Source organism: Candidatus Nitrososphaera sp. 86-2 (assembly GCF_056726185.1).
In genome coordinates, this window is record NZ_JBWZON010000001.1 from 768,381 (window position 1) to 794,595 (window position 26,215).

Below are 26,215 nucleotides of genomic sequence, written 5' to 3' on the forward strand. Positions count from 1 at the left end.
CCTTGCAGATATAAAAGCATACTGCTCTTTAGTTCTGTCGAGATCAAGGGCGATTCCTTCGTTTTTGCCTGCTGTCGAAGGGCGGGCGATATTGTCGAAAGGAGGGCGTTTCTTACTTCTTTACCTTGGCGGTACTATTCCTAATCTCTTGAATCCATCTAATCACGTGCGCTTCTTTTGCTTGATTGATGTATTCAGTATCTAGCAAATCATCAATTCTTCGGGCAACTTCAGTAATGATGCTTTCACTCATACCTGCTTTTTGAGCAGTCCTAATTATCATGCTAACTTTTGTCTTGATGTGAGGTGGGACATAGGGATTAAGATTAAGCATCTGAATATCTGCGCAAAACCCGAAGACAGTCTCAATGTCCACCTTAGGGAAAAGTAAAATCGAAAATAAGGCATGTAGATCGTGTATCAGATTTTGCCTGTAGTATTAATTCTCAGCTTCCTGCTGTATTCTCTTCTGATTTTCGACCTGATACGCCCAAATTGCGATATAGACTGTCAGCCAAACGGAACTAATCGTGACAAGGGTTCCAAAATATGTTAGTGGTGTTTCGCCACTATCATAGAATATTGCCACATATGCTATCAGGAAAATAACATACGTAGAAACAAAAGCGAGAATTGTCTTTCGGTCGCTAATAGATATGACAGAAAACGCTTCTTGTATAGCCAGCATGTCTGCAATCATCATAAATCCCGAATTGCAGATAATGAACCATCTTAATATAATTCACGAAAATTGTTCTAGACTCGCATCTTAATCCAACAGCTATCCTTACCGTTTGCCAGCCAGCTAAAACCCTGTACTCTCAGAATGTCGTGAATTTCTACCCCGTCCTTCTTGTCCAGCCAGCCTTTCTGCCTGACCTTGATGCAGTCTTTTTCATTCAGGACTGTTACCTTGTGGATTCTAACACCTAGACCCTTTACAACCGGGCTAACTATCTCGTCTTTTGCATGAACTGCTGCTTGCCTCATTAGCGATTCCGTCTTGTTTTCTTTCAAATTCAGGTTGATGCTCGCTGCCTCTGCTGGTGTCTGGTCTCCTATGGCCTGATTCACGCGTATGTTAAAAAACATAATCTGTCAACGTCTGATCCCATTGAAAGGACAGAGACTCAAACGCCTTATCGTTACGCGGCAAGATAATTCAAATTGTTTATCAGTCCTGATGGAATCAGGACCAGACTTGGCAGCACCTGATTCCTGTGTTTCTTGAGAAGAATCGTTATCCTCTCTACGAAATCCAAAAGTTCGCTATCCGATGGATTGGAAAGCCGGATTGCTGACACATTGATGCCATAGCACCATAGCAAGACATACAAGCGTAAATGAAAACGCGTAGTCGCCTTGTCGTCCTGCATGGCAATGCATTAGTTAGCGGCGGATGTATTTCAATTCTTTGGAAAATAGTTACCTATCTTCTTTTACTGCTAGTTTGTTGCTCAAGTTCTTTGCAAAGGCTCTGGTTTTCTGGCAATTATGAACAGTTTTGTAAAATTGAATACCTTGCCCTGGGGCAGCTTTTCATGCTGGGAGACTATTTCAAACCCATTTTTTGATAGTAAACCAAAAATCTCTTCTTTGGCGAATATGTTGAGGAATACCTGATCACCTGGAATCAAAGGGTGAGAAAAAAATCCTTGCGTGGAATTGCCAGACTGGACGGACAGATAGATTATCCCGCCCGGCCTTAGGATTTCATAGAGTCTTGCCAATACCGAAGCAACCGCGTCTTTTGTCAGGTGTATCAAGGAATACGAAGCAAGTATGCCGTCAAAGCTGCTGGCTGGAAATGGCAGCTTTGTCATGTCACCTAATCGAAATTCAATATTGGGATACCTGCTTTTTGCATACTCGACCATCTTTTCGGACAGGTCTATCCCGATGACTTGCAAGTCCCTTGAATGCATGTATCCTGCGTTGACGCCCGGCCCGCTGCCGAGGTCAAGGACGACTTTGCCATTGCCATTCTGCAAGTATTCCAGAAATTCATCTATAAAGTCTGCCGGATTTTGATTGCTCTCCGAATAGCTCTGGGCATTTCTATCATAGTAGCTTGCAGACTTCTCCGCAACATCAGAGAACGAGGAGCTATCATTGTCGCCTTTCATGCTGTCACTGCCGCATGTTAAGGGTGAACTCGCTGTTTCTTATCTTTTCGAGTTTTCAAACCCTGTCGCGTACATGCTGCTGATAAAGATGCAAAGCTATGCCCTGAAACTTGGCGCTCCAAGGCCGTTAATTTCCAGCCCTACCTGTAGGGTAGCCCGTGTTATTGACCCCGAGAAGGCCAATGGTGCTGACGGCGGGGGGCATTCGAAGGCTGGCTGTGCATCAAGGGTACGACTGGGGCAAACAATAGAAAGAATACAAACGCGGCTACAGCCACAACCAAGAATTCTATCCGCATTAGTTGTTTCAGGATAGGCGAAACGTGCATTTTACCTTTTATCAGATTCTCTCACAGACGCAAACATGCAGTACTCTGCGAGAACCACCAGCTCTGCAGCAGAACTTTTCATTAGTTCTTCTGCAAACGCGGTGTGCGAAATGACGACCTTTTGCGCGTCGATTGCTACTGCCTTGTGGTTACTTTTATCTATGAAAAATGTGGTGATGTCATGCTTGCCAGCTTGGTTGGAAAAAACTGCCAAAGTTAATAGCTTTGATTTCTAAAGATTGGCATGAGCAAAGCGGCAGCTCATCAACCATCAGAGTTGTTGGAAAAGAACAAGCAGCTTGTGCGCGACTTTATCGAGGATACGTTGAACAGACACGACGTTGCAGGCGCTGACAAGTACTTTGGACAAAACCCGATAAGGAATAATCAAAATGTGATGAGAGTAGAGAGCTTTAAAGAACACCGGCAAAGATTCTTTCAGGAATTCCCAGATTCGCACACGACAATAGACCATATTGTTGCTGAAGATGACAGAGTGTTTGTCATGCTGACTACGACTGCTACTAGCAAGCAAACAGGCAAAAGAGTTACCACAAGATCTGCCGACCTGTACAGGATTGAGGACGGCAGGATTGCAGAGCACTGGGATGTAGTGGACAGATCGGGAATGGCCCAAGTTACCTCGCCGTTTTCTCCCAGAATCTAGGTTGATCCCTGCAGCTGCTTTCCGTACGTCTTTCTTTCTCTCTCTAAATCACGTACGGCAGCAGTATCGACGCCGCTACGATTGCCACCATCACTATCGTGAGCATCATGGCGGCGTTTCTGGCAAGCACCTGCGACTTGACCTTCTTTTCGATGAGCGAGCTGTAAAGCTGGCCACCGTCGAGCGGGCCAATAGGTAGCGCGTTGAATATGCCCACGTTAAAGTTGACGAACCACAGCCAGAACAGCATGTTTGCAAGCGGCGACCACACCGGGCCGATAGACGATTCGTACTTTGGCGTCATCAGGTCAGAGTACGGAACTATTCCTTCCTGTATCGTCGGCGGAAGGAGTATCGCAAGCGGGTTTGAGCTGAACGCGCCCTTGTACCTTTCCAGGACCGCGCCGGCATCAGGAGTAAGTATCGTCACGCCGACGCCCAAGATGCCCTTGCCCGGCTCGACAGAGTCGGGAAGCGTCACTGACTTTGTCACCGTCGTGGGAGCGGCAGCATTATTGTTGTTGACGCCTGTCCTTTCGACCCACGTGATGTCTATGGTCTTGCCCAGGTTTGCCCTCAGGACGTTTCCAAGGTCCTCAAGCTGCTTTACCTGCTGGCCTGCTACCTCCTGTATGACTGCGCCCTGCGGTAGTCCTATAGACTGGGCAAGCGAGCCGGGGCTGACACTGACTACCGCTATGCCGAACCGGGGCTCGCCGGGAGCCGGCGGGAGCGGAGTGAGGGTGGACATTACCAGGAAAAGCGCGACGAGACATGCGGCTGCAAGTATCATGTTGTTGAGAGGGCCGGCAGTCAAAACCGCGCTCTTTTGCTTGAGGGTCGCCCTGGCAAGCTCGTCCCTTTCAATGTTGACAAACGCGCCTATCGGTATGCCGAGCAACAGCACGAGCCCAGTCGAGTCCACGCGTATGTTGTATACCCGAGCGACGATGCCGTGGCCGGCTTCGTGGATTATGATTGTTATTACAAGCGCCGCCCACCCGTACGTTATGGGCAGGTACGGGTTGAGGCCCGGTATGAGCAGGTTTGCCTGCGGACCGACGCCGCGGATGCCTGCCCTTGCTTCAGAGTTTGCAAAGAGCACCGCAAGCGAGCCTATAATGAGGAAAATCGCAAGGACGGTTATCAGGGGCATAAAGTACGTGTTTACCTTGGCCCACGCCTTTGCGCCGGGCATCTTTGCCACCCTGTCAAAGAAATCCAGACCAAAGGGGGTGTGGATTAGTATGAGTGGCAGCTTGACCTCTGCGCGCACCTTACGCTCTTGTTTTTCCAAACAGCAGGTATACCGCTGAATGCGTATTTAAATTAAGGGTTCGCTCAGACGCCTGAAGATTCTACCTTCTGTACCTCGATCGTGACCTTGTCGCCCACCTTTATCCCCATGTCCTGATACTCCTTCATGCTGGCTTTTATGATCGGGGTGTCGGTCAGGCCGCCTCCCAACATGCCGGGCATACTTGCCATCACCTTTGGCATGTTCTTCATCATGTCCTCTATTGAGGAAAACGCCATGGTGTTCTGGCCAAAGGGGCTCATCGGCCTGTCGGGCTTGTAGTCCTTTGGGTCGTTGAACGTGACATATACGTACGGGCTGCCATCCGTGGAAGCTTCAATGCGGGCTACTACAAACTCTCGTTTCATTTTGTGTGGTACTAGTTGGGAAATCGGGGCTTATTTGTATATCGACAAAGAAGCCAGGAGGCACCCTGCCAGGGCGTGACAGGGGCATCCCGGGGATTGGTCTGGTCTTCTTTTCTACGTAGGGCAGATGATATGTGTCAGTAGTTGGTCCTGACAGAGACATCTTTTCACGCCTTTGCTTAAAAGTCTCGTCGATAACCTGTCTATTGGCCGGCTCTAGGGTCAAAACCTCTAGATAAGAGCAGCGTATATCATCCATTGCTGTGCTTGCGATAGAGGCCGAGCGCGTTACAAAGGTGTACAAGGGGTCCAGCCGCCCTGCGCTCTCTGAAGTGTCTTTGAAGGTAGAGTCGGGCAGGGTCTTTACACTGCTCGGCAGAAACGGCGCGGGCAAGACCACGTTTGTGAGGATGTGCGCGACTCAGCTCATGCCGACCTCCGGCTCGATAAAGGTGCTCGGCTACGACGTGGTAAAGCAGGCAAAGGAGGTACGCAATCTGGTGTCTATCGTGCCGCAGGAGGGCAGGCCGCTGCGCGCCCTGACGCCGTGGGACCACGTCTACAACTGGCTGCAGATAAGGGGCGAGAGCAAGGCGTCTGCGAGGGAAAAGACTGAGGAGTTTTTGCGCAAGCTGGAACTATGGGACGCCCGGGACAGGCCAGCGATGAACCTGTCCGGCGGCATGAAGCAAAAGATACTGGTTGCGATGGCGATGGCCGTTGACACGCAACTGTTGTTCCTCGACGAGCCTACAATCGGCCTTGACCCGGTGTCGAGAAGACAGGTCTGGTCGGCGATTAAGGACTGGAAGGCAAAGGGCCGGTCGATACTCTTGACTACCCACTACATGGACGAGGCAGAGATGCTCTCTGACCATATCGTGATTGTGGACAACGGGTCGATAATCGCGCAAGGAACGATACAGGAATTGCGCAAAGTCCTACCACACAACACGCGGGTTGACATTGCCAAGGATGGGCTCGACAGCGACGCGCTAAAGACGTACGGCTCGGTGGTGGACACGGGAGCCGGCATGCTGCGCGTGTTTGCATACGAGTCTGCAGTACGCGATCTGTCGGAACTTGCGATGCGCCGGAACCTGCCGTTCACCGTTTCGCCAGTCACGCTCGACGACGTCTTTGTGTTCCTTGTCGGCAAGGAGGCAGAAGAGGAAGAATGAGCAACGCCATGATGCTCCCAGTCCGGCAGGCGTGCCTGATTGCATACTCTACCGGCATCCTGTGGCTGCAGAGAAACCCGATGTCGCTTGTCTTTACCGCAATAAGCCCGTTCTCGCTCCTGTTCGTGCTGTTTGTAGTCAGCAACGGCCAGTACACGCACTACGCGGTTGCCGGGAGTCTCGTCATGGCCCTCGTCGGCTACGGCCTTGCGCTAGGGCAGGACATCTCGTTCTACAAGACAGAGTACAAGATACAAGACATCTTTGTGGCTTCGCCAGTTTCGCCCCTGACGTACATGATGGGCCTTGCGCTTTCAGAACTTCTGTTCGGCCTGCCGGCTCTGACCGTCCTTGCCGCACTCGTGGTGTATTTTGGAGCGCCACTTGCCGCGATGCCACTTTTGGTAGCGACTATTGTGCTTCTGTGGAGCTCAATGTCTGCGATGGGCTTCTTTTTGTCATCGCACATGCTTCACATGCGCAACGCGACGCAGGTCATATCGTTTGTAAACGTGGTGCTTGCAGTGCTTCCTCCGATATTCTACCCAGTCACAAACCTGCCAAGCGACAGCCTGCGCTACCTGTCGTACGTGGTGCCGACGACGCACGCGTCACTGATGTTCCAGAGCATCATGGGTCTGCCCACTCCCTCAGACTGGTCGCTTGGTCTGGGATTTGCGGTGCAGGTCGCGTACCTGGTGGGGTTTGTGACTCTGGCAAAGACAAAGGCAATCTGGCGGGAAGCATGACAGGGAAAAAAGGTCACGGTGGGATTTGGACCCACGACCTGCTGATTACAAGTCAGCCGCTCTGCCAGGCTGAGCTACGTGACCACTACTTACGTTAGGGCAATTTCAGAACATAATTAATAGCTTTGTGAGTCTCGAAGGTCGACATAAACTGCTTCTTTTTGCGCTCGATTATTTGTAAAAAAAGATGGATGGCGCGGTTATGGATGGTTTTGAGTTGTGTGCTATTGTCTGGCATCTTTTCAAAAGAACCTCGCCATCTGCCAAGACAGTTTTTGGAGGAGAGACACTGCGACAATGTTTTTCAGAAATGTAAGTCTTTACTAACTCGTATGCCGCCGCAGAGATGCGCCTGATATGCTGCTGCAGCAACTTGCTCCTCTTCTCGCATGTTCTCATCGGGATACGTACATACATACACAAGCGATAAGACGTAAGCGCAAACTTTGTTAATTCTTTGCTTTATGTATCATAAACTAACAAAATCAAGAAAATATGTTTTTAGAATCACAAAAGGTAGGAAATATGCTTATAACCAACTGCTGTAAAAATAAAGAGGAAGGCGGGCGAGCGCGGGAACAACTGAGGAAGAAAAGTCTAATTCGCATCATCATAATCATAATCGCCACCACCAGCGTAATCATAACCTCAATTCAAATCCTTACTTTAATCTTGACAACGAGTCGCATAACATACATGACTCTGTCTTTAACTGCAGGGCAATTATAATCAACGAAAGGTTCTGGTTCAGGATTCGCGCAGAGCTTCTTGACCTCTCAAGGGATTCTGGCCCCCTCATAATGTACCAGCTCGGCCTTAGCTACGGATGGGAAGTTGGCAATCAGAGCAAGTCCCTTACCAAGGACGCCGCGGCTGCAGTCAAGTTGCTGGAATATTACGGTTTGATGGCAGGCTGGGGACGCTTTGAAGCGCCCGACCTTGAAAAGAGCGTAAGAGAACAAGAGCTACTGCCGCCTAAAAATGTCATCGTAAAGGTGTTCAACAATTTCTTTGCACGCGCTGCCAAAAGCGAGACCGGCAACCCAAGTTGCTTCTTTTTTTTCAGGCATAATCGCAGGCGTAATGGACGGATTGTTTGGTGGCCATCATAATTGCTTGGAGAGCCAGTGCATCGGCTCCGGCTCTGAACACTGTGAGTTTGTTGTTGCACAAGTGACATCCTAAAAAAAGGAAGAGCCAATCTGCTAATAATAATAATAACAGTCAGGCAGCAGTGTTGCCGTATCTTCCGTAATATACTAGCTCGTTCAGAGGCACGCGACTCTTTTTGCCTGCCAGTTTCTTGGCGGGATATCCAAAGCCGATGACGACTGTGGCGTTCAGCTCTTTCGGAATCCCAAAATCCTTGCGCAGTTTTTCGTCCTTTACTCCTGTGAAAATCCCTGACGCTACGCCGTGATTCCATGCCGCAAGCTGCATGTTCTGGAGCACCCTTCCTGCGTCTATCATGTGGAACTTGTAATCGGGGTTCGTCAGGACGATGACTGCGAAATTTGCTCCTGCAACCCACTGCCCACTCGTGCTGTCCTCTGCAAGCGTCGCGAGGCGGTCCTTGCCTTCTACCATGAGGAACCGCCAGTGCTGGGTGTTAAGGCCGGTCCCAGTCAGCCGCGCGGCTTCAAGGACGCTCTGCTTTATTTCCGAAGCAACGTCTTGCGGGCTGTATTGCCGTACGTCAAGTTTTGTTGCAATGCCGTCAAAAATGTCCATGTCTCAATCATAACTGGTGCGGCTCCAAATTTCATAAAGCTTTTGTGTCCTGTCGAGAGTGCTTGAGAGTATTTAAATTACCGCCGGCATTACAGGCAGGCAATGGCGCGAGCTAGCAGCAACCACAAATTCTTGGTGCAGGTCATAATAGAAAACAAGCCCTACATCAACGACCCGGAAGGCGAGACCATCCACCGCGACCTTGTGGTAAAGGGCGGCTATTCGGACGTCAAGGGCGTCAGGGCCGCCAAAATGCTAAAGATGATGGTAAGCGCCGGCTCGGAAAAAGAGGCCGAAAAGACCGTGCAAAAGCTCTGCGAGGAGCTGCGCATATTCAATCCCATAGTCAGCAACTGCACCATAAAGGCGCAAAAGGCAGACTAGCTAGTGCTTTTCGTCGTGGCCCATCGTCGCTATCACGTCGTCGATGCTTTCAGTATCGCGTAGCGCGCCTTCAAGCAACAGCGTCGTGCGCAGGTGCTTGGCGAGGTCTGTGACCGTGATTATTCCGACGACCTTGTTCCCTTCCATTATTGGTAGCCTGCGAATCTTGTGATTTACCATGCGCTGCACCGCGACTTCGATTGCGGTATCTGGTCCCGCCGTCGTCAGGATTTTCGACATGATGTCGCCGACTTTGACCTGCGATATGACAAGCTCCTTGGCGCAGATCTTTTTTATGAAATCACGCTCGCTTACGATGCCGATCGGGTTTCCGTCCTTGTTGACAATGAAAACCGAGCTGATGCCCCGCTCGGTCATCAGTTTTGCCGCTTCAAGGGCGCTCCTGTCGGCGTCGATAGTGACTATCTCCTTTGTCATGATGTCGCGGACTACGCCGGCTACCACGAGCGCTACATTGGAAGGCTGAAAATTTAATCCTTGCCGTGGCGTGACATATAGAGTCTCTGTCCCGGGACTCCCCTCAAGATATTAATACGAGCAGCGACGAGTCTTTTTTAAAGAATACAAGAATGAAGATCGGCATCGCCGTTTTCCCCGGAAGCAACTGCGACCGCGACGTCCACCACGTCCTGAACAAGGTTGTCGGGATTCAGGCCGACTTTATCTGGCACACAAAGGACCGCATCTCCGGCTATGACGCCATGATAATCCCCGGCGGCTTTGCATTTGGCGACAGGCTGCGCGCCGGAATCATCGCCGCGCACAGCCCGATAGTTCAGGAAGTAAAGAGGATGGCCAAGGACGGCACGCCTGTGCTTGGCATCTGCAACGGCTTTCAGATACTCGTAGAATCGGGACTTTTGCCGGGCGCGCTCATGATGAACGACTCGCTACGCTTTGTCTGCCGTTGGACAAAAGTCCGGGTAGAGAATAACAGGACGCCTTTTACAGGCCAGTTTGCCAGAAAACAGGCGTTTGACATACCTGTCGCGCACGGCGAGGGGCGCTATGTTGCCGATGCTGCTATTTTGAAAGAATTAAAGAAAAAGAATCAGATAGTATTGCAGTATTCAAACGACGACCCGAATGGCTCTACCGACCTGATAGCGGCTATATGCAACGAGCAGGGAAACGTTATGGGAATGATGCCCCACCCCGAGAGGGCAAGCGAGAGCCTGCTTTCCGCCACGGGCGCAAACGACGCAATCACGGTTTTCAGGTCGCTTGCCGGCTACCTTCAAAAAGAAAAAGAGCAAAGGGCGGTTGCATAGAGTGGGCGTACTTACAGAGCAAGAACTGGCCTACCTTGAGGGCAAATTAAAGAGAAAGGCAAACGAGGTCGAGCAGGACATCGTCGGTGCCGAGTGGTCGGAGCACTGCTCGTACAAGTCGTCAAAGAAATTTCTGCGCCTCCTGCCCACAAAGGGCAGGCGCGTCCTGGTCGGCCCGGGCTATGACGCCGGCGTCCTTGACGTCGGCGACGGCTATGTGCTCACCGTTCACATTGAAAGCCACAACCACCCATCGGCAGTAGAGCCCTTTGGGGGCGCCGCCACGGGCGTCGGAGGCGTCATCAGGGACATCATGTCGATGGGCACGCGCCCGATAGCGGTGCTTGACGCGCTGCGTTTTGCGCCCATAGACGGCAAGGGCAGGTCCGTCCCAAAGTCAAAGTGGCTGTTCAAGAACGTGGTCAAGGGCATAGCGGACTATGGAAACTGCATCGGCATACCGACGGTGGGAGGTGAAATAGAGTTCGACCCGTCGTTTGAGGACTATTGCCTGGTCGACGTCGCGTCCATTGGCCACGGCAGAAAGGAGGGCGTCATTTCAAACCGCGCAGAGGCCGGCGACTATATCGTGCTTGCCGGAGGCTCTACTGGCAGGGACGGGATACACGGCGCGTCGTTTGCTTCACGCGCGCTGGAGGCCGAGAACCGCTCGGCGGTGCAGATACCCGACCCGTTCCTAGAGAAATTGTTGCTGGAAGCGACGATGGAGGCCGTGCAGCAAGGGTGTGTCAAGGCGATAAAGGACTTGGGCGGTGGCGGGCTTTCGTGCTGCCTTTCAGAGACCTCTGACAGCCTTGGCCGCGGCTTTAAGATCGAGCTGTCAAAGGTAAACGCAAAGGAGACCGGGATGACGCCGGCGGAACTGATGATATCAGAGTCGCAGGAGCGTATGCTCTACGTCACAGACGCAGAAAAGATGCCTCGGCTGCAGTCGATACTCGACAAGTACGAGATCAGGTACTCGATACTCGGCAGGGCAGAGGGGCATCAGGATCTTGTAATCACGCACAATGATTCCGTGGTGGCAAATATGCCTTCAAGTCTCGTCGCACACGCGCCGCTTGCCGACAGGGCCGCAAGGAGGCCGGCGTACCTTGACCAGCTCAAGAAGGTGCGCGCTCCAAAAGTGCCGGCAAGTCTCGGCAAGACTCTGCTCATGCTTCTCTCAAACCCGACAATTGCAAGCAAGAGGTGGGTCTACCAGCAGTACGACCATGAGGTGGGTGTGCGCACCGTGGCAAAGCCGGGCGCAGCGGATGCCGCCGTGATGCGTCTTGACAATGGCAAGTTCGCTGCTGTGAAACTGGACGGCAACTCGAAGCACTGCTATCTTGACCCGTACCAGGGGACGCTCGGCTGCCTGTCAGAGGGTTTCCGAAACGTCATCTGTACCGGCGCCGAGCCGGTGGGAGTCGTCGACCACCTGCAGTTTGGAAGCCCGGAGGACCCTGAAATCTTTTGGACTTTTTCGCAGGCGGTAAATGCCATAGTCGACTATTGCAACTTTATGGAGGTCCCCGTGGTAGGAGGCAAAGTCAGCTTTTACAACGAGACTGCCAAGGGGCCAATAAAGCCGTCGCCCGTGATGGGAACGCTGGGGCTCATCGATGATGAAAAATGGATAACCAAGTCGGCGCTCGGCCCCGGCCAGTCTATATTCTTGGTAGGCGAGACGCGCCCGGAGATGGGCGGTTCTGAATACTATGAATACGTACACGGCATAACAGGCGGGCAGCTCCCGGCAGTCGACCTTGCGACTGACAAGGCAAACGGCTCTGCCGTGCTAAAGCTGATACGGAATGGCCTTGCGTCGTGCGCCCACGACTGCAGCAAAGGCGGCCTTGCAGTTGCGCTTGCAGAGATGGCAGTCGCAGGAAACACCGGCTTTCGCGTGCAACTGGACTCTGTTCCGAGCACATGTACCAGACTTGACGACCTGCTGTTTTCAGAGTCGCACTCGCGCTACCTTATCGGCACAACCAAACCCGAGCAGGTTGCCCGGCTGCTGCAGTCAGAAGGAGTCAGGTTTGCCCAGATTGGCAGGTCTATCCGAAGCAAGGCAGAATTTGTACAGGGCAAGAAAATAAAGATCTCACTGCCATTGTCAAAGCTGGAAGGCGCCTTTGAGTCGCTTGCGGAGATAATGGGACAATGAAAATGAGAGGAAGCAAGATACGTTTTTTAACGCATGACGTTCATTTAATGCCGGTCATGAGCATGTCTTGCTCGGCCTGCTTGTGCTTGGGGGATGAAAAACAACATTGGTACATGAAAACTGTGGCGTAGTGGGAATCTTTTCGCTTGCCGGACACAACGTCATACCGTTTGCCGTCGACATGCTGCGCGCCCTTCAGCACCGCGGCCAGGAGGCGTGGGGCATTGCTGTCCCAAACAAGCCTCCGTTCAAGAGGATCGGGCTTGTCTCGCAGGCCGCTCCTGACTTCCAGAATATCGTCCGCAAATACAAGTCAAGCGCGGCAATCGGCCACGTGCGCTACTCCACCTTTGGTAAGAGCAACCTGGAAAACGCCCAGCCTCTCAAGGTAAAAGACCTGTGCATAGCCCACAACGGCACGATTGCAAACGTCGAGCAACTGTCCGGCATGGTGGGCGGCTGCACCTTTACCCCGCAGACCATGAGTGACACATTGGTTGCCGCCCAGCGCCTCGTGATGCACATTGCCGAAAAGGACGACATGGCGTCGGCGATGTCAATCCTGAAAAGCGAAATGGTCGGCTCGTTCTGCTTTACGTTTCTCACCGACGAAGGTTCTGTGTATGCTGCACGCGACACGCGGGGCTTTCGGCCACTCGTCCTTGGCTTCCACAAGGAGACTAGCACTTACATGGTTGCGTCGGAATCGTGCGCCCTCTCGGCAGTCGGGGCGCAGCTCGTACGCGACGTCCAGCCCGGCGAGCTGGTCAAGATGGGAAAAGCAGGGGTCGAGTCGCAGCAGTTTGCGACCGAAACGCCGCACGCACACTGCGCTTTTGAATACACGTATTTTGCGCACCCTTCAAGCATCATGGAGGGGATAAACGTCTATTCTGCAAGGAAAAAGATAGGCCAGTTTCTGGCAAAGAAATTCCCGATACAGGACGCAGACGTGGTCGTGCCAGTGCCAGATTCAGCGAGGCCCGCGGCGCTCGGCTACGCGCTAGAGTCCGGCCTGCCGTTTGAGGAGGGCCTTCTGAAGGACAGGTACAGCAAGAAGGGCTCGATGCGCAGTTTCATCGAGCCGTACCAGAACGACAGGGTCGAGATAAACAAGGGCATAATCCCGATACGCGAGGTAATAGAGGGCAAGCACGTGGTCGTCGTAGACGACAGCATTGTGAGAGGGACAAGCTCTGCCTCGATAATTAGCACGCTGCGCAGTGCAGGCGCAAGGAGGATTAGCCTGGTAGTCACGTACCCGCCCATACGCTACCCGTGCTATGCCGGAATCGACTTTCCGTCGCAGGAAGAGCTGATAGCGTACCAGCATGGCGCGGAGGAGCAGGCGAACGAAAAGGTTGCAGGCAAGGTCGCAAGGGTTATCGGCGCAGACTATGTCGCGTACAACGACACTGCAAACCTTGCAAGCGCAATCGGGATGCCAGAAGAAGAGCTGTGCTTTACGTGCTCGACAGGCAACTATGCGCCCCTTGGCATAAAGCCCGTCTTTAAGACGCGCGCCCAGATAAAGGGCGAATGATGAGCGATTAACGATCGCCCTTATATTTGCGGTCGCGGATCACCTCTTGTGCGGATCGCCTTTGTGGCCGCAATCGCAGGCGGCATCATTGTCGCCGCAGTGCTGGCCATGTACCTGTCGCAGGTGCCCACCAAGGACTATTCTCTCAGCGTCGACGCGCTGAAGGACGAACAGACGCTTTTTACCAACGCCCGCGTGGTCCTTTCAAACACGGGCAGGATGCCGCTCACAAACGTCGTGGTCAACTATGGCGGCAACGCGACAGATGTTGTTGGCACTATGGAGCCGGGGCACAAGACCACGGTGTCGCCGCCGGATGGGGCGCAGCTGTCTAGCGTGACGGTGACTGCTGACCCTGACATCAAGATAGTGCAACCGTACCGCGCGCCGATAAAACTGCCAGGGATGATAGGCTCCTGATTGCGTTTAAATAACAATCATCCGAAATCACATTGTGAACACGGACTCGTTCTCTGACTCTGAAATCCGGGAATTCTACAAGCTGAAAAACATCGCGGTGGTGGGCATGTCCAAGACCGACGGCAAGCCGGCAAACTATGTCCCGAGATACCTGATTGAGCAGGGCTACAATGTGATGCCCGTGAACCCGACTGCGCCAGAGATAATGGGCAGAAAGTCGTACCCGAACGTCTCTAGCGTCCCAGACCAGATAGACATCGTCGACGTTTTCAGGCCGTCAGACGACGTGCTTCCGGTGGTGATGGATGCCGTGAAAAAAGCCGGCATCAAGGTGGTGTGGATGCAGCTAGGAATCTACAACGAGCAGGCCGAAAAACTTGCCAGAGAAAAGGGCATCAAGGTGGTGTTCAACCGCTGCATGCTAGAAGAGCACCAGAGGCTCTTTGGCGACTGATACTATCCTATCTGCTATTGTTCGCAGTCATAGTACCGTAACTAAAGTCCGGATCACACTTAAATAGTCATTCTTGGAAACAACCCTGTGACGTTTTCCTTCGGAACAGTAGGGAAATCCGTCCTTTTGCTTGCGTTAATCGCTCTATCTATTGTAATCAGTGCCGATTTGGAAACAAAACAGCCTTTTATCGGCAGGGCGTTTGCCGACGGTTTCAGCACCGAGATAATACCAGGCGCGTCACTTGGAGACCGCAAACCTGCCCTTTTTGTACAGGTCAATCCGCCCGTCCTTACCAGCGAGTCTACGCAGGACACGTTCATGCGCTTTCGCTTTTTCGACCTGAACACAAACCAGACAATAACCCACACCAGCTACCTCTTGACCGTTACAAAGGACGACAAGACGCTGCTTCTGGACCAGTTCCATTCCCATAGCGGGCTTTTGACCATAAAGGTCCAGCCCAACAACGACCAGCAGGTCACGGTCTATGGGGATCAGGACCCATCGATACCGGAGACGTGGATTGCCGACCCTTCTGGCGTCATGAGCATCAGAGGGCCGCTCTTGCTTGAGGGTGGCATGTACCATTTCCATGTGGTGATCACCGGAATAGACAACGACAAGTACCTCTTTGTTTCCGGCACCGAGCCCACGTTTGATTCCTGGCTGAGCGTCGGCGACGTTTTTCACGAGAACCTGGCTTTCAACGGCCAGCCCTACAACGTGACCCTCGTTTCGTATTATGACAAGATCCGGGATTTCAAATTCGACACTTCTGCCAAGGCTGTCTCGTGGGCCATGCCTTTTGATTACAACACGACCCGCATAAACCAGCAGAACATCTTTGTGCACGAAGAGATCAAAATCCCCAAGTCGTTCCACGACTTTATCGACACCGGGTCTTTTGCAGGGACGGTAAACGGCTCGCCGATATCAAAAAGCAAGATTTCCATAGACCCGTACTCGTCAAACGATGCGCTCATCCTGCACTACCTTTTGAACAAGAACGACATACTCTCCATTGCCGGCAGGGCGCCTTCCGGAAAAACCGTGATGGACTTTACGCTGTCGCCGGATGAAAATCCCGTAGAGGAAACCAGCGGCGAAATGACAACGGACACGGGTAACATACTCGTCTCTGCAAGCTGGACTCCTGCGCAGCTGGGCGCCAATTCCGAATCGACGCTTGCAATGGCTTTTTTTGACGGGCTGTCCGGCAACAGAATCAACGACAACGTCAGGTACGACCTGAAAATTCTGGATGCAAAAGGAGGCGTCGTGTACGAAAAGTCTGACCTTCTGGCAAAAGGCGGGACCGGCAACCAGACCGTGACGTTTCCAAGAAACGAAACGTACCACGTCGAGGTGAATGTCAAGGCACTGATGAGGGACGGCCAGACCCCTGACACTGCCAGAAACGGCATTGCCCGGGGCATCGTGGTGGTGCCAGAATTCGGACCTGTCGCCGGAACAATCATGGCGCTGTCCTTTGTTGCTGCAATACTTTTGACCCGACGCAATTGCAGGCGGTAGGATTATTACTCCTATTGCCAAGAATTTCTCCATTAACTGGATGGCAAGGTTCTGTGTACGCCAGCCACAGAATCTCTGGCTACGCACCTTTACTTTCTCTTGTATTGTCCGAGTTCTTTGAGGGAAATGTCCAAGGCAACTTCCGCGCCATTAAACCCCTCGACCTTTGACTTGGGGATCACATATTCTGCCGTTGGTCCTCTCTCAAGGGTTATCGTGTCTTCCTCTACTTCAATTACGTTGCCGGCGTCCCCGCGGTCGCTTGTCCTCGCATTCTTGTGAATTATCGATTCCCAGTTTATTATAGTGTCAGACACTCCAATTCACTGCTCTATAATGCTGTGCGAAATAATTAAGCACTTGGTAAATTGGTTCCAGTAACTCTGTTATCGCTAATTCATTCGTAAAATGCATTTGGCTTTGGTTATATTTCTTTTAAGGCGCGACTGGGTGTGCATGGCAAGCTAAGCAATGTCGATCTTGCAAGCTGCAATGCACAATTATGCGCAGCCGTGCTCAAATTATGCATTTATGCACGCTCGAAAACAGCCTTATGCAACAGAGAGGCTTGCAAGAATAATAATATAATCATCATGCCTGCTGATCCGTAATGTCCGAGGAGCCAGACCGGAACGTTTCGCAGGTGGCAGAGAGAGTAAAGTCCGCGCTTTCCGACCTTGAAAAGGACGGCATAATGACAAAGATCGGCATAGACCGGGACGCCGGAATAGTCAAGGTCTATACAGAAAAATCCGACGCGCTGAAAAGAGCGTCTGCCGGCCTTGCAGAGATACTGGAACTTGCGTACACCACCGCCGAGCACCACCCGTACTGGGGGATGCTGTACCACGCCACGGAGGTCTCAAAGATACTGCTTGAAAAATGGGACTCGGATCTGTCGCAGGACAACGTGAGCGAGATAGGCTGGCGCCTCGACGAGATAAGGATGGCACTTTCCCGCGCCGGCGACATGCACCGGCATGATGACTAGAAACTTTATCCGCATGTTATGCGTCAATATATCTCATATGGCGCAAGTCCCGACGACAAAACGCGTCCAGGAAAAGAAAACAACACACAACTACTTGTTTGCCGTCCACCTGTCAATGCTCGGCGGCTTTGTCGGCCTCGTCGGCTATCTCGGCATGACGTGCCACCACATGCTGCACTGATCCAGAGTATATAAATAATAACAGGGGGAGGCTAGAGCATAATATGATCAAAATCGGCCTGATAGGCAAGACCAACACGGGCAAGACGACGTTCTTTAATTCTGCCACGCTTGCGTCGGCCGAAATATCGAACTACCCGTTCACGACCAAGCAGGCAAACATCGGCAACGCGCACGCAATCACCGTGTGCGTCCACAAAGAGTTTGGCGTGCAGGACAACCCGAAAAACTCGCGCTGCATAGACGGCTGGCGCTTTATCCCTATTGAACTCGTGGACCTTCCCGGGCTCATCAAGGGCGCATGGGAGGGAAAGGGCCTCGGCAACCAGTTCCTGTCGATAGCCGCACAGTCCGATGCGCTCTTGCATATCGTTGACGCGTCCGGCAGCATCGACGCGTCGGGCAGGATAGCCGAGCCGGGCTCCGGCGACCCGGTGGCAGACGTGGGCGACATTGAAGAAGAGCTCGTGATGTGGTATCTAAAGCTGTTCGAGGCAAACCGCGACAAGATATCGCGCAACATCGACTCTGGGATAGAGCCGGTCGCGGCCATAACGGAGGTGTTTCGCGGAATCGGCGTGAGGGAAGACCACGTGCAGATGGCCCTTGCGCAGAACAACCTTGCCAGCGTGCCTCTGGACGACTATGGGCCGCAGCAGAGCAAGGACTTTTGCTGGAGCCTGAGAGACATATCAAAGCCGACCCTGATAGTGGCAAACAAAGTCGACCTGCCGACTGCAACTGACAATTTCCGCCGGCTACGCGAAGAGTACAAGGACATGATAGTGGTTCCGTCAAGCGCGGATGCGGAACTAACACTTAGGCGCGCCCAGAGCCGCGGGCTCATCAGGTACATACCGGGCGACGAGCGCTTTGAGATAAACGAGCAGACACCACTGAACGACAAGCAAAAGTGGGCACTCAACTTTATCCGTAAAGACATCCTGGGCGAATACATGAGGACCGGCGTCCAGTTTGCGATGAACGTCGCTGTGTTCAAGCTGCTAAAGATGAACGCAGTCTACCCCGTAGCCGACGCCAAGAAGATGTCCGACAAGCACGGAAACGTGCTCCCGGATGTCTACCTGATGCGCTCCGGCTCGACGGTGGAGGACCTTGCAAGGGAAATACACAGCGAGCTGGCAAAGGGCCTGCTGTACGCGCTTGACGCCCGCGACGGCCTGCACCTGCCAACCAACTACCACCTTAAAGACCGAGACGTGCTTTCAATAGTGTCGGCAAAGAAAAAGAAATGACCAAGTCCAAACAAGCGTTGCAGCAAGAAATTCTAGAGATGCTGAAAAAGCATCCCGAAAGGATGTACTCCCGAGAGGAGATACTGAACCTGCTTTCTGAAAGCCAGAGCGACTCTGAGGTGGAAAAGCTTCTCGCAGAGCTTGAAGTCGCAAGCTCTATGAAAGAGTCAAAGTCAGACGTGTACGCCACCTGTAGGGGCGGGACCGTCTACTACAAGTGGAACCGGTGACAATGACGGCCCGTACCAGGCAGCAGCAGGACTATAGACGGCTGCAAGAATTCCTCGAACTGTTGAAAAAGTCGCCGGGTTTTGCCTCCGGCCAGTCGCTTGCGAAAAGTGCCAGAATATCAAGAAGCGCCGTGTGGAAGCACGTGCGCAAGCTGCGCCAGTGCGGCTATTCGATTGAATCCGTGCACGGCAAAGGCTACAGGCTTGCCGGCGGAACGACACACCCTGTGCCGTGGGAGCTGGGCAAGGTTTTAAAGACGTCGTTTGTGGGAAAGGGCAGGATTGTCTACCGTGACAGCGCCGACTCTACCCAGAGCATCGCCATTTTGCTTGCAGAAAAGAACAAAGAAGACGCCCACGGCGCGGTAGTAATTGCGGAGCAGCAGAGCAGCGGCCGGGGCCGCATAAAGAGAAAATGGCTCTCGCCGCGGGGCGGAATCTGGGTGTCTGTGGTTCTAAAGCCGTCGATACCTACTGCCGCAAGTACGATACTCCCATTTGTGGCGGCTCTTGCCGTGTGCGACGCGGTGCGCCAGGCTACCGGCCTTCCGGCAACCTTGAAGTGGCCAAACGACGTGATGGTAAAGGGCAAAAAGGCCGCTGGCATTCTGCTTGACCTGAGCGCCGAGGCAGAGACCGTAAACTATGCAGTCATCGGGATAGGGATAAACGCAAACGTAGACACGTCGCGGATGAATATCGACAGGGAGGGCAGGCCCGCCATAACCTCGTTAAGAGAAGAACTTGGCGGTCACGACGTCAACCGCCTTGAACTGACAGGATTGCTTCTTGAAAATCTGGAGCGGTTTTACAACGTGCTAGAAGAAAGCAGCGGGCCGGAAAAAATAGTCGCGGAGTGGCGCCGGCGCTCTGACATGCTCGGCAGGAAAGTATCAGTCGTGCTGCAGCAGCAGGGCAGGACAAGCGACGGCATAGCAGCCGACGTCAACGATGACGGCTCGCTATTGGTAAAGGCCAAATCCGGCGACGTAAACGTGGTATCCGGCGACGTCCACATCAGCTATTGAGCGAGCCTCAGCGCTATTGCAATGTCGTTTGCGTTAGTGCCTGTATAGCCCGTGAACACGAGGGATTCCATCTTTTTCAGCGCGCTATAGCTGTCGTGGCCGCGCAGGTGCCTGCGCGCATCAGCCGTATCTATCTTGGACTTGTCTGAAATTATAGCACCGGCAGCGTCGGAATTGCCGTCTATTCCGTCGGTCCCTACAAACGCCGCCGTTATGCCTTTTTGGTTTTTGAGCGCAAGGGCGCAGGCAAGGGCCGCTTCCTGGTTTCTCCCGCCCCTGCCGGCCGCATTTCCAAGCTTCACGGTCGTCTCCCCGCCTGCGACCAGCGCAAACGGGCCGGGCCTTCCAGACGCGACCTTTGCTATGAACCTGCCAAAGTCCTGCGCTTCTCCGCCAAATTCCGACCCGAGGCTCTCGACTGTCTGCACGTGCCGGGCAAGGTACCTGGCGGCGCCTTCGCAGGCGACGCGATTGTTTCCTATCAGGACATTTCTGATGCGGCGAAACAGGGGGTCGCCCGGCTTGGGCGTCTCTGCAATCTCGCCGGCCGCTCCTTTTGCAAGGTGCCTTGCTATCTTGGCGTTTCCAACCCTGTATCTTTTGACTATCTCTAGCGCGTCAGAGTACGTAGTCGGGTCTGGGAACGTGGGGCCGGACGCAATGACTGCAAGGTCGTCGCCGACTACGTCCGACAAGACGAGCGATACCGCCCTGCATCTTGCTCGCCGTACGAGCTGGCCCCCCTTGACTGCCGACAGATGTTTTCTCACCGCGTTTATTTCATGTATGGACGCGCCGGACGCAAGCAGGTCTTTGGTGACTTGTCGCTTGTCAAGAAGCGATATGCCCTCTGCAGGAAGCGGCAAGAGCGCCGAGCCGCCGCCGGATATGAGGATCAACGCAAGGTCGTCTTTGTCCGCTCTCTCTAACATCCTTGCTATTTTTGCCGCTCCTTTGACGCCACGCTCGTTGGGGACAGGGTGGGAAGCGTACGTGACAGAAACACTGTCGATTGCAGCTGCATGCGTTCCTCTGGGGACGTTTATCGCGCCTGCAGTTATCTTTCCCTTCAACATCTTTGACAGTGCCAAGGCCATCGGAGCTGCCGCCTTGCCGGCGCCAACAACATAGACGTCTTTGAAATCCTTTATCGTAAACGACCTGCCGTAAATGTCGGAAAACGTTATCGAGCTCTTGTTTGTCTTGACTGCGCGTCTTACAAGAGCGCCCGGCTCGACGCTTTTTATGGCGGCCTCGACTGCGCCAAGCGCAATCCTTGCACCCCTGCCGTGCACCCTTTCAAGGTCAGCGCGGTTTTTTATCAATTTGTGTATATGAGTATGAACAACGGACCTTTGCTATTTCTTCTTTGTTGATGATGACAAAGGAGGCGCTATAGTAAAAAAATCAAGTCCGTGCCCTAGATATAGACACTTTTTCTATCAAACAAAAATAGCTGGAAAACGAGATCTATGGTGAATAGAAAATGGCATCAGGTAAATATTTCAACAAGGGCGTAAAGGCACTGGACGCCCCGCACATTGGTCACGTAGTGAGAGAAACGGCCGACAAGGTGGTGGTATTTGGAGAAGGCGACGACAGGTATGATATTCCAAAGGACAAGATCCGCTTTGCGGCGGCCAACGTGCTTGTGGATCTTCCGTTCTACGAAATTGTAAAGAACTACAAAGTGAGCAGAAACGAACCTTTGCCGACTGACCGGGAACATGTCCACGCGACTGACCTGCCCGAACCCATAGACCTTGCGGCATACGAAGGCAAGTATCCGCGTTCGCTGTTCAACAAGGGCGTCAGGACGCAGGACGAAGAGCACGTCGGCCACGTGATGAGGGAGACCGACGACAAGGTGGTGATATGGGGCCACTATGACTGGCGCTTTGATGTCCCCAAGTCAAAGATAATCGCAGTCGGCAGGAACATCATCCTTGGAATGGACTACAAGGATGTGTTCAAGTACAAGGTCAGCAGGGACGCGCCGCTGCCGACAGGCGAGCCTGTGGAAAAGATCGCAGAAGGATAAGGCGCGTCCTTATCTCTTTATCGTGTAGAGGGTAAAGTCGCACTCTTGGCAGGTATAGTACAGGCTGTCAAAATCCGAGCACAGCGCCATCGAGTCGTGGCAGCGCGGACATTCAATGTCCTGTTCAAGTAGCGCCACGCTTTTCTTCTCTTTTACTTCTTCAAGCTCTTCAAGCTTAATATCTGCCACAAAGCTGTCGTACCATCTGCGGCATTTAAGGTGTGAAGCACCGCAGGGAGAGGGAGGGGTACTCTACTTTAGCCCGCCGTACCTGAAAAAGGTCTCGACCTTTTCTCGCAGGTTTTTCGCAAATTCCTCTATGGGGATGGTGCTTATTGGCTCCATGACGGGAAATTTCTTGCGGTAGTCGGGCTTTTTGTGCCCCTTTGTTGCGCCGGACATGTGCGCTATCTGGTCGTCAAGCCCTTCCTTGAGGTCAGGCGGGCATATCCTGCTCCCTGCTATTGTCGCAAGCGCGGCTTCGAGCATCTCGTTGAGGTGCGTCTTGCCCTTGTCCTCGTGAAAGTGCGGGTTGCGCGTCTCTATCTGGAATATCTCGACTCCCTTTTCTATGGCGTTTGGGTAGTTCGACGGCAAAAGGCCCCCGAACTTTTCAAAAATGTCGACAAACTCGTAGGGCTCTATAGAATATCCACTGGAGTAGTGGAGAGACTCTGCAAGCGGCATCGAAAGCGCGTGCTCGCCGGAATTGCCCGTCTTTATCACCTCAGTCTCAAAGCCCGTGATCCCAGAGAGCATCGAGTTGAGGTTCTTGTTTGTGACTTCAGACACGCGGCCCCACTTTGAGAATTGGAGCGAGTTGTTGCGCACCTTGGGCTTGAAGACCCACGAGACGCGGATGTTGCTGTATGGCGTGGCCGCCATGCCAAAGCCTGCCGCAAATATCTTTACGTACTCGTTGACGGCGCCGGGCACATAGTTGTCGCTGTCGATAAAGCCGACATAGTCCTTCTGGTACATCTTGGCGATCAACATGCCGATGACCATGCCCTCGGCCTTGCCGCTCCTCACGTTCCCGTCGGGGGCAAGGATAGAGTCATAGCCGAGCTTTTTGAAAATGTCGCCAAGCGCCGGGTCGCGCTGGTACACGACGACTATGCGCTTGTCCATGAACCGGCCCAGCTGCCTCACGGTCTCGGCCTCCATCGTGAACCTGTCGACTGGGGTTCTCGGGCTGTTTGATGTTATTATCACCAGGCACTCGTTTGGTATGCCCGAAAGGACACCTTCGAGCAGTTTCAACTTCTCGTCTTTCACCGGCACCACGATTGCCATGTCGTGGAGTATGTTGGATATCTCGTCGTAGTCGAATTTCTTTATCGTCTGGTGGGACGTGAGAAAACCCTTGGACTTGCCCGAATCAAGCTCGTAGATCCTCTGCACCCCGTGGATGCTCACGGCCCCGAGCCTCTCTGTGTATCTGGGAAAGTCCAGCTTCATGCCATGCGTATGGCTTGACTGTTTAAAATGGTTACGCAATCTCGGCCGAGTACGCGAAAAGGTTTCAAATATGCGTGCGTACTTTCAAGAAAGGACGCATGACGCGTGCACTTGACTCTATACATACGTCCCTTTCCTACGTCAAGGGCAGTCTAAAGAACACAACCGTAGTTGTCGGGGGCGAGGAACACAAGGCGTTCTCGTTTTCCCTCCTGAACCCACCTGTGCCCCTTGGAGGAAACGTCGTGTCGCTTGACGTCTTTGTCGACGACCTGCCGGTGCAGAAAAAGACCGTGTACGTGGCGACGCAGGAAAGCATAGTCAACGCCTCGTCGCTTTCAGACAGCCGGCCACTTGCGTTCAAGCCGTTTCAGAGCGCGAGGTTCCTAGTGATAAACGACTCGTGGCTCGGCAGGGGCAGGCACAGGATAACACTCGTGAGCAAGATGGAAGGGTTTGAATTAATAGCCATCCCGTTCACTTTTTCCGACACTGCTGGCCGGCAGAAAGAGCGAATAGTGCTCCCGTCGGACTTGTCGGTCGACCTTGTAGCAGTCTCTGACTCGGTCTTTCGCAATTTTTCTACGCCGCTTGCGCTTTCTGGCAAGAGGGCGTACATACTCTGCTCGTCAAACGGCTCGCTTTCGGCCCCCTGGGAATGGATGGGAGTAAAGTACGACAACGGCGGGCTATACGTCCCTCCCGCCCGCGTCTTTGGCAGGGTAATAGTCGAGATAAGCATGGATGACGGCGTGAGAAAGCGCCTGCCCAACTTTGTGGTGTGGTCAAGGCACGAAAACGGCGTGCTTACCACCCGGCACGAGATGGGTGGCCTCGAGGTCCAGCGCAAGCTGTTCGTGCCGCCGGAAAGCAGGGGCTTTGTCATTGCAATGGAGATGCGCATGAGCAGCGGCAGCAACCTTTCAAACGGCAGTCACAAAAAGCGCAAGCTGCGAATCCACTTCATCATCGACGGCAACATCACAAGCTACGGACTTGCGGCAGTCTCACAGAGCAATGTCACTCGCTTTGACGCCAAGAATCAGTGCCTGCACATCAGGACGGCTCATCAGAAGGCGGCGCAGTACTTTGGCACGATCGGCATAGCGCCAAAAAGGCTTGCGCCGTGTAACAGACTCGTCAACTCGTTTGACAACGACATTGAATTATCCTATGATGTCGAGGTCGGCGACAAGGAACCGATACAGGTCGCACTTGTAGGTACAGGCAGCTTTACAAGTGCAAGGAGTTCACTAGCTGAATTCTTGCATATGCGCCACCACTACCAAGAGCTATTGCAGGAAACTGAACAATCATTCCGGGACTATGCGTCGTCTACCGTGGTGGTTTCAAGGCAGTCCGGGCAAAAACAGGCAAGCGACATGGCGCGCCTTTTGGGCGCATACGAGAAGGCCAAGGCGTCGCTGCAGTATCTAAAGGGAGAGTACGACGGGCTCGGCGAGGGCATATGTGCCGGCCTGCCGCGCTTTCCAAACTACTGGGCCCGGGACACCGGCTGGTCGCTCCGGGGATACCTTGCAATCGGCGACCATTCCTTTGCCAGGGCTGCAATCGACAACTTTCTCTCACACCAAGCAAGAAACGTGCCGGGAGTCACGAGGGGCGAGCTTCCAATGATAATTAGCGGCAAGGCTTTTCTGCACTCTACCACCTACGGCTCGGCCGACTCAACCTTCCTCTTTCCCTGGGCCATCCGGGAGTACGTGCTTGCCACCGGCGACCTTGCGTACCTGAAGAGGCGCTGGAGGCAAATAGTAGACCTTGTCGACTGGGGCCTGCACAAGGACCTCGACCACGACGGCTTTGTCGAGCACGGCTTTTCCGGCACCGCCATGAAGCTTCCCATACAGGACTCTACCTGGATGGACCACATCGACAGGCGCAAGAGCGCAAACGACGTGCAGGGACTCTTTTACGAGAGCCTCGTGGTGGGAAGCGACCTTGCGCGTCTTGCCGGCGACTATGAAAGCGAGGGGAGGTGGTCAAAAAGGGCGGCAGAACTAAAGGCAAAGATAAACGAGGAGTACTGGAGGCCGGACGCCGGCTTTTACTTTGACACGATAAGAAAGGACTGGACCAAGGACGCAAGCATAAGGCCAAACGCGCTGGTGCTTGTCCTTGCCGGCGTGGCGGAGGAAGAGAGGGCAAGGCTGGTAGTGGAAAGGCTTGAAAAGGACGACATCACCACCCCGTGGGGCGTCAGGACGCTTTCAAGCATAGACCTGAAGTACCAGCCCACGCTCTACCACGACGGCGCGGTGTGGCCCCTTGTGACAGGGTGGATGGCGCTTTCTGAACTGCTCCTCGAACGCAGGGAGCAGGCGCACCGCTACGTCCGGATAATGGCCGACAGGATACTTGAGGAAAACGGCATGTTTGCCGAGACGTACAGGGGCGACAGGCCGGAGCCGTTCAACTCGTGCATACTGCAGGCTTGGTCCGCCGGCATGTACGTCAGGGCGTTTCTCGACATGGCACTTGGCATGAAGGTCGATGCGATTTCCAACACGGTCAGCATCAACCCGCAGATTCCCGACTCGCTAAAGGCTGGCTCCGGCAAGATGGAGTTTTCTAGCGCGCTTTATTCAGAAGGCAAGCCACACAGGTTTTCCGTGACAGTCGACGTTGAAAACGAGAAACTGTCGGTGGATTTTGGCAACAGCCTGCCCAAAAAACCGCAGGTGCAGAGCAGCAATTACAGCGTAATGTGAGTCCAGAAGAGTTATCTCACCCTAGCGCGGAAAAGAAAAAGCC

The 26,215-nt window shown here is 53.3% G+C and carries 32 protein-coding genes and 1 tRNA gene; 19 read left to right on the plus strand and 14 right to left on the minus strand.

Annotated elements, in window-relative coordinates; all coding sequences use genetic code 11:
- Positions 1-112 precede the first annotated feature (112 nt).
- The 5 genes from ACYOR7_RS04610 to ACYOR7_RS04630 all read right to left on the minus strand — a co-directional run bounded on the left by ACYOR7_RS04610 (position 113) and on the right by ACYOR7_RS04630 (position 2,669).
- Positions 113-376, minus strand: coding sequence for a hypothetical protein (locus tag ACYOR7_RS04610; RefSeq protein ID WP_479913248.1), 264 nt, complete (start codon positions 374-376; stop codon positions 113-115).
- A gap of 63 nt (positions 377-439) precedes the next feature.
- Positions 440-703 (minus strand): hypothetical protein, encoded by a 264-nt coding sequence (locus ACYOR7_RS04615; protein WP_479913249.1) that lies wholly within the window; start codon positions 701-703, stop codon positions 440-442.
- Between the two features lie 53 nt (positions 704-756).
- A complete protein-coding gene (locus ACYOR7_RS04620) occupies positions 757-1,074 on the minus strand; it encodes a hypothetical protein (RefSeq protein WP_294805714.1) in 318 nt (105 codons plus the stop codon).
- A 383-nt stretch (positions 1,075-1,457) separates the two neighbouring features.
- The gene (locus tag ACYOR7_RS04625; protein ID WP_479913250.1) at positions 1,458-2,126 is read right to left on the minus strand and encodes a class I SAM-dependent methyltransferase; all 669 of its coding nucleotides are present in this window, start codon (positions 2,124-2,126) and stop codon (positions 1,458-1,460) included.
- A gap of 330 nt (positions 2,127-2,456) precedes the next feature.
- A complete protein-coding gene (locus ACYOR7_RS04630; protein ID WP_294805712.1) occupies positions 2,457-2,669 on the minus strand; it encodes a hypothetical protein in 213 nt (70 codons plus the stop codon).
- Between the two features lie 30 nt (positions 2,670-2,699).
- On the opposite strand from ACYOR7_RS04630, the gene ACYOR7_RS04635 reads away from it, so the two are divergent.
- Positions 2,700-3,122, plus strand: a complete 423-nt coding sequence (locus tag ACYOR7_RS04635) for an ester cyclase (protein WP_294805711.1) — start codon at positions 2,700-2,702, stop codon at positions 3,120-3,122.
- A gap of 43 nt (positions 3,123-3,165) precedes the next feature.
- Here ACYOR7_RS04635 and ACYOR7_RS04640 read toward each other — a convergent pair whose 3' ends face one another.
- Together ACYOR7_RS04640 and ACYOR7_RS04645 are read right to left on the minus strand one after the other, a co-directional pair.
- Positions 3,166-4,419 (minus strand): M50 family metallopeptidase, encoded by a 1,254-nt coding sequence (locus ACYOR7_RS04640; RefSeq protein ID WP_294805710.1) that lies wholly within the window; start codon positions 4,417-4,419, stop codon positions 3,166-3,168.
- Positions 4,420-4,463: 44 nt separating this feature from the next.
- A complete protein-coding gene (locus tag ACYOR7_RS04645; RefSeq protein ID WP_294805709.1) occupies positions 4,464-4,787 on the minus strand; it encodes a hypothetical protein in 324 nt (107 codons plus the stop codon).
- 263 nt (positions 4,788-5,050) lie between these two features.
- Here ACYOR7_RS04645 and ACYOR7_RS04650 point away from each other — a divergent pair, with 263 nt between their 5' ends.
- Both ACYOR7_RS04650 and ACYOR7_RS04655 read left to right on the plus strand, forming a co-directional pair.
- Positions 5,051-5,968: an ABC transporter ATP-binding protein gene (locus ACYOR7_RS04650; protein ID WP_479913251.1), complete on the plus strand. Its 918-nt coding sequence runs from the start codon at positions 5,051-5,053 to the stop codon at positions 5,966-5,968.
- Positions 5,965-6,717 (plus strand): ABC transporter permease, encoded by a 753-nt coding sequence (locus tag ACYOR7_RS04655; protein ID WP_479913252.1) that lies wholly within the window; start codon positions 5,965-5,967, stop codon positions 6,715-6,717. Before ACYOR7_RS04650 ends, ACYOR7_RS04655 begins: the two co-directional genes overlap by 4 nt.
- Before the next feature lie 10 nt (positions 6,718-6,727).
- Here the strand turns inward: ACYOR7_RS04655 and ACYOR7_RS04660 are convergent.
- Positions 6,728-6,801: transfer RNA gene (locus ACYOR7_RS04660), tRNA-Thr, on the minus strand.
- A gap of 716 nt (positions 6,802-7,517) precedes the next feature.
- Here ACYOR7_RS04660 and ACYOR7_RS04665 point away from each other — a divergent pair.
- Both ACYOR7_RS04665 and ACYOR7_RS04670 read left to right on the plus strand, forming a co-directional pair.
- Positions 7,518-7,829 (plus strand): hypothetical protein, encoded by a 312-nt coding sequence (locus ACYOR7_RS04665; protein WP_294805706.1) that lies wholly within the window; start codon positions 7,518-7,520, stop codon positions 7,827-7,829.
- Entirely contained in the window at positions 7,801-7,902 is a 102-nt protein-coding gene (locus ACYOR7_RS04670; RefSeq protein ID WP_366137598.1) for a hypothetical protein, read from the plus strand. Before ACYOR7_RS04665 ends, ACYOR7_RS04670 begins: the two co-directional genes overlap by 29 nt.
- A gap of 39 nt (positions 7,903-7,941) precedes the next feature.
- Here ACYOR7_RS04670 and ACYOR7_RS04675 read toward each other — a convergent pair whose 3' ends face one another.
- The gene (locus ACYOR7_RS04675; RefSeq protein WP_479913253.1) at positions 7,942-8,448 is read right to left on the minus strand and encodes a nitroreductase family protein; all 507 of its coding nucleotides are present in this window, start codon (positions 8,446-8,448) and stop codon (positions 7,942-7,944) included.
- A gap of 102 nt (positions 8,449-8,550) precedes the next feature.
- On the opposite strand from ACYOR7_RS04675, the gene purS reads away from it, so the two are divergent.
- On the plus strand, positions 8,551-8,832 hold the full coding sequence (gene purS, locus ACYOR7_RS04680; protein ID WP_294805704.1) for a phosphoribosylformylglycinamidine synthase subunit PurS: 282 nt from the start codon (positions 8,551-8,553) through the stop codon (positions 8,830-8,832).
- Here purS and ACYOR7_RS04685 read toward each other — a convergent pair whose 3' ends face one another.
- Complete coding sequence (locus ACYOR7_RS04685) at positions 8,833-9,297, minus strand: CBS domain-containing protein (protein WP_294805703.1); 465 nt, start codon at positions 9,295-9,297, stop codon at positions 8,833-8,835.
- A gap of 125 nt (positions 9,298-9,422) precedes the next feature.
- On the opposite strand from ACYOR7_RS04685, the gene purQ reads away from it, so the two are divergent.
- The 6 genes from purQ to ACYOR7_RS04715 all read left to right on the plus strand — a co-directional run bounded on the left by purQ (position 9,423) and on the right by ACYOR7_RS04715 (position 16,253).
- Positions 9,423-10,124, plus strand: coding sequence for a phosphoribosylformylglycinamidine synthase subunit PurQ (gene purQ / locus ACYOR7_RS04690; RefSeq protein ID WP_479913254.1), 702 nt, complete (start codon positions 9,423-9,425; stop codon positions 10,122-10,124).
- A 1-nt stretch (position 10,125) separates the two neighbouring features.
- Entirely contained in the window at positions 10,126-12,300 is a 2,175-nt protein-coding gene (purL, locus tag ACYOR7_RS04695; protein WP_479913255.1) for a phosphoribosylformylglycinamidine synthase subunit PurL, read from the plus strand.
- Between the two features lie 106 nt (positions 12,301-12,406).
- Complete coding sequence (gene purF / locus ACYOR7_RS04700) at positions 12,407-13,843, plus strand: amidophosphoribosyltransferase (protein WP_294805700.1); 1,437 nt, start codon at positions 12,407-12,409, stop codon at positions 13,841-13,843.
- Between the two features lie 48 nt (positions 13,844-13,891).
- Positions 13,892-14,263, plus strand: a complete 372-nt coding sequence (locus tag ACYOR7_RS04705; RefSeq protein ID WP_294805699.1) for a hypothetical protein — start codon at positions 13,892-13,894, stop codon at positions 14,261-14,263.
- Between the two features lie 34 nt (positions 14,264-14,297).
- A complete protein-coding gene (locus ACYOR7_RS04710; RefSeq protein WP_294805698.1) occupies positions 14,298-14,717 on the plus strand; it encodes a CoA-binding protein in 420 nt (139 codons plus the stop codon).
- A 168-nt stretch (positions 14,718-14,885) separates the two neighbouring features.
- Entirely contained in the window at positions 14,886-16,253 is a 1,368-nt protein-coding gene (locus tag ACYOR7_RS04715) for a hypothetical protein (protein ID WP_479913256.1), read from the plus strand.
- Between the two features lie 89 nt (positions 16,254-16,342).
- On the opposite strand, the gene ACYOR7_RS04720 is transcribed toward ACYOR7_RS04715, so the two are convergent.
- Positions 16,343-16,570: a hypothetical protein gene (locus ACYOR7_RS04720; protein ID WP_294805696.1), complete on the minus strand. Its 228-nt coding sequence runs from the start codon at positions 16,568-16,570 to the stop codon at positions 16,343-16,345.
- A gap of 293 nt (positions 16,571-16,863) precedes the next feature.
- Here ACYOR7_RS04720 and ACYOR7_RS04725 point away from each other — a divergent pair, with 293 nt between their 5' ends.
- Genes ACYOR7_RS04725 through ACYOR7_RS04745 form a run of 5 tightly spaced genes read left to right on the plus strand, consistent with a single transcriptional unit; the run spans position 16,864 to position 19,938 of the window.
- Positions 16,864-17,244, plus strand: a complete 381-nt coding sequence (locus ACYOR7_RS04725) for a hypothetical protein (RefSeq protein ID WP_294805695.1) — start codon at positions 16,864-16,866, stop codon at positions 17,242-17,244.
- A gap of 37 nt (positions 17,245-17,281) precedes the next feature.
- Positions 17,282-17,425, plus strand: a complete 144-nt coding sequence (locus ACYOR7_RS04730) for a hypothetical protein (protein ID WP_294805694.1) — start codon at positions 17,282-17,284, stop codon at positions 17,423-17,425.
- 43 nt (positions 17,426-17,468) lie between these two features.
- On the plus strand, positions 17,469-18,680 hold the full coding sequence (locus ACYOR7_RS04735) for a redox-regulated ATPase YchF (protein ID WP_294805693.1): 1,212 nt from the start codon (positions 17,469-17,471) through the stop codon (positions 18,678-18,680).
- Positions 18,677-18,910, plus strand: a complete 234-nt coding sequence (locus tag ACYOR7_RS04740) for a hypothetical protein (protein ID WP_294805692.1) — start codon at positions 18,677-18,679, stop codon at positions 18,908-18,910. The genes ACYOR7_RS04735 and ACYOR7_RS04740 overlap by 4 nt, the downstream gene beginning before the upstream one ends.
- A gap of 2 nt (positions 18,911-18,912) precedes the next feature.
- Positions 18,913-19,938, plus strand: a complete 1,026-nt coding sequence (locus ACYOR7_RS04745; RefSeq protein ID WP_479913257.1) for a biotin--[acetyl-CoA-carboxylase] ligase — start codon at positions 18,913-18,915, stop codon at positions 19,936-19,938.
- Here the strand turns inward: ACYOR7_RS04745 and ACYOR7_RS04750 are convergent.
- On the minus strand, positions 19,932-21,263 hold the full coding sequence (locus tag ACYOR7_RS04750) for a glycerate kinase type-2 family protein (protein ID WP_479913258.1): 1,332 nt from the start codon (positions 21,261-21,263) through the stop codon (positions 19,932-19,934). The genes ACYOR7_RS04745 and ACYOR7_RS04750 overlap by 7 nt on opposite strands.
- Before the next feature lie 161 nt (positions 21,264-21,424).
- On the opposite strand from ACYOR7_RS04750, the gene ACYOR7_RS04755 reads away from it, so the two are divergent.
- Positions 21,425-21,979 (plus strand): hypothetical protein, encoded by a 555-nt coding sequence (locus ACYOR7_RS04755; RefSeq protein ID WP_294805689.1) that lies wholly within the window; start codon positions 21,425-21,427, stop codon positions 21,977-21,979.
- A gap of 9 nt (positions 21,980-21,988) precedes the next feature.
- Here the strand turns inward: ACYOR7_RS04755 and ACYOR7_RS04760 are convergent, their stop codons facing one another.
- A complete protein-coding gene (locus ACYOR7_RS04760; protein WP_479913259.1) occupies positions 21,989-22,168 on the minus strand; it encodes a hypothetical protein in 180 nt (59 codons plus the stop codon).
- A gap of 63 nt (positions 22,169-22,231) precedes the next feature.
- A complete protein-coding gene (gene mpgS / locus ACYOR7_RS04765; RefSeq protein WP_294806040.1) occupies positions 22,232-23,440 on the minus strand; it encodes a mannosyl-3-phosphoglycerate synthase in 1,209 nt (402 codons plus the stop codon).
- A gap of 98 nt (positions 23,441-23,538) precedes the next feature.
- Between mpgS and ACYOR7_RS04770 the strand changes: the two genes are divergently transcribed.
- Positions 23,539-26,172: an amylo-alpha-1,6-glucosidase gene (locus tag ACYOR7_RS04770; RefSeq protein WP_294806039.1), complete on the plus strand. Its 2,634-nt coding sequence runs from the start codon at positions 23,539-23,541 to the stop codon at positions 26,170-26,172.
- The last annotated feature ends 43 nt before the right edge of the window (positions 26,173-26,215 follow it).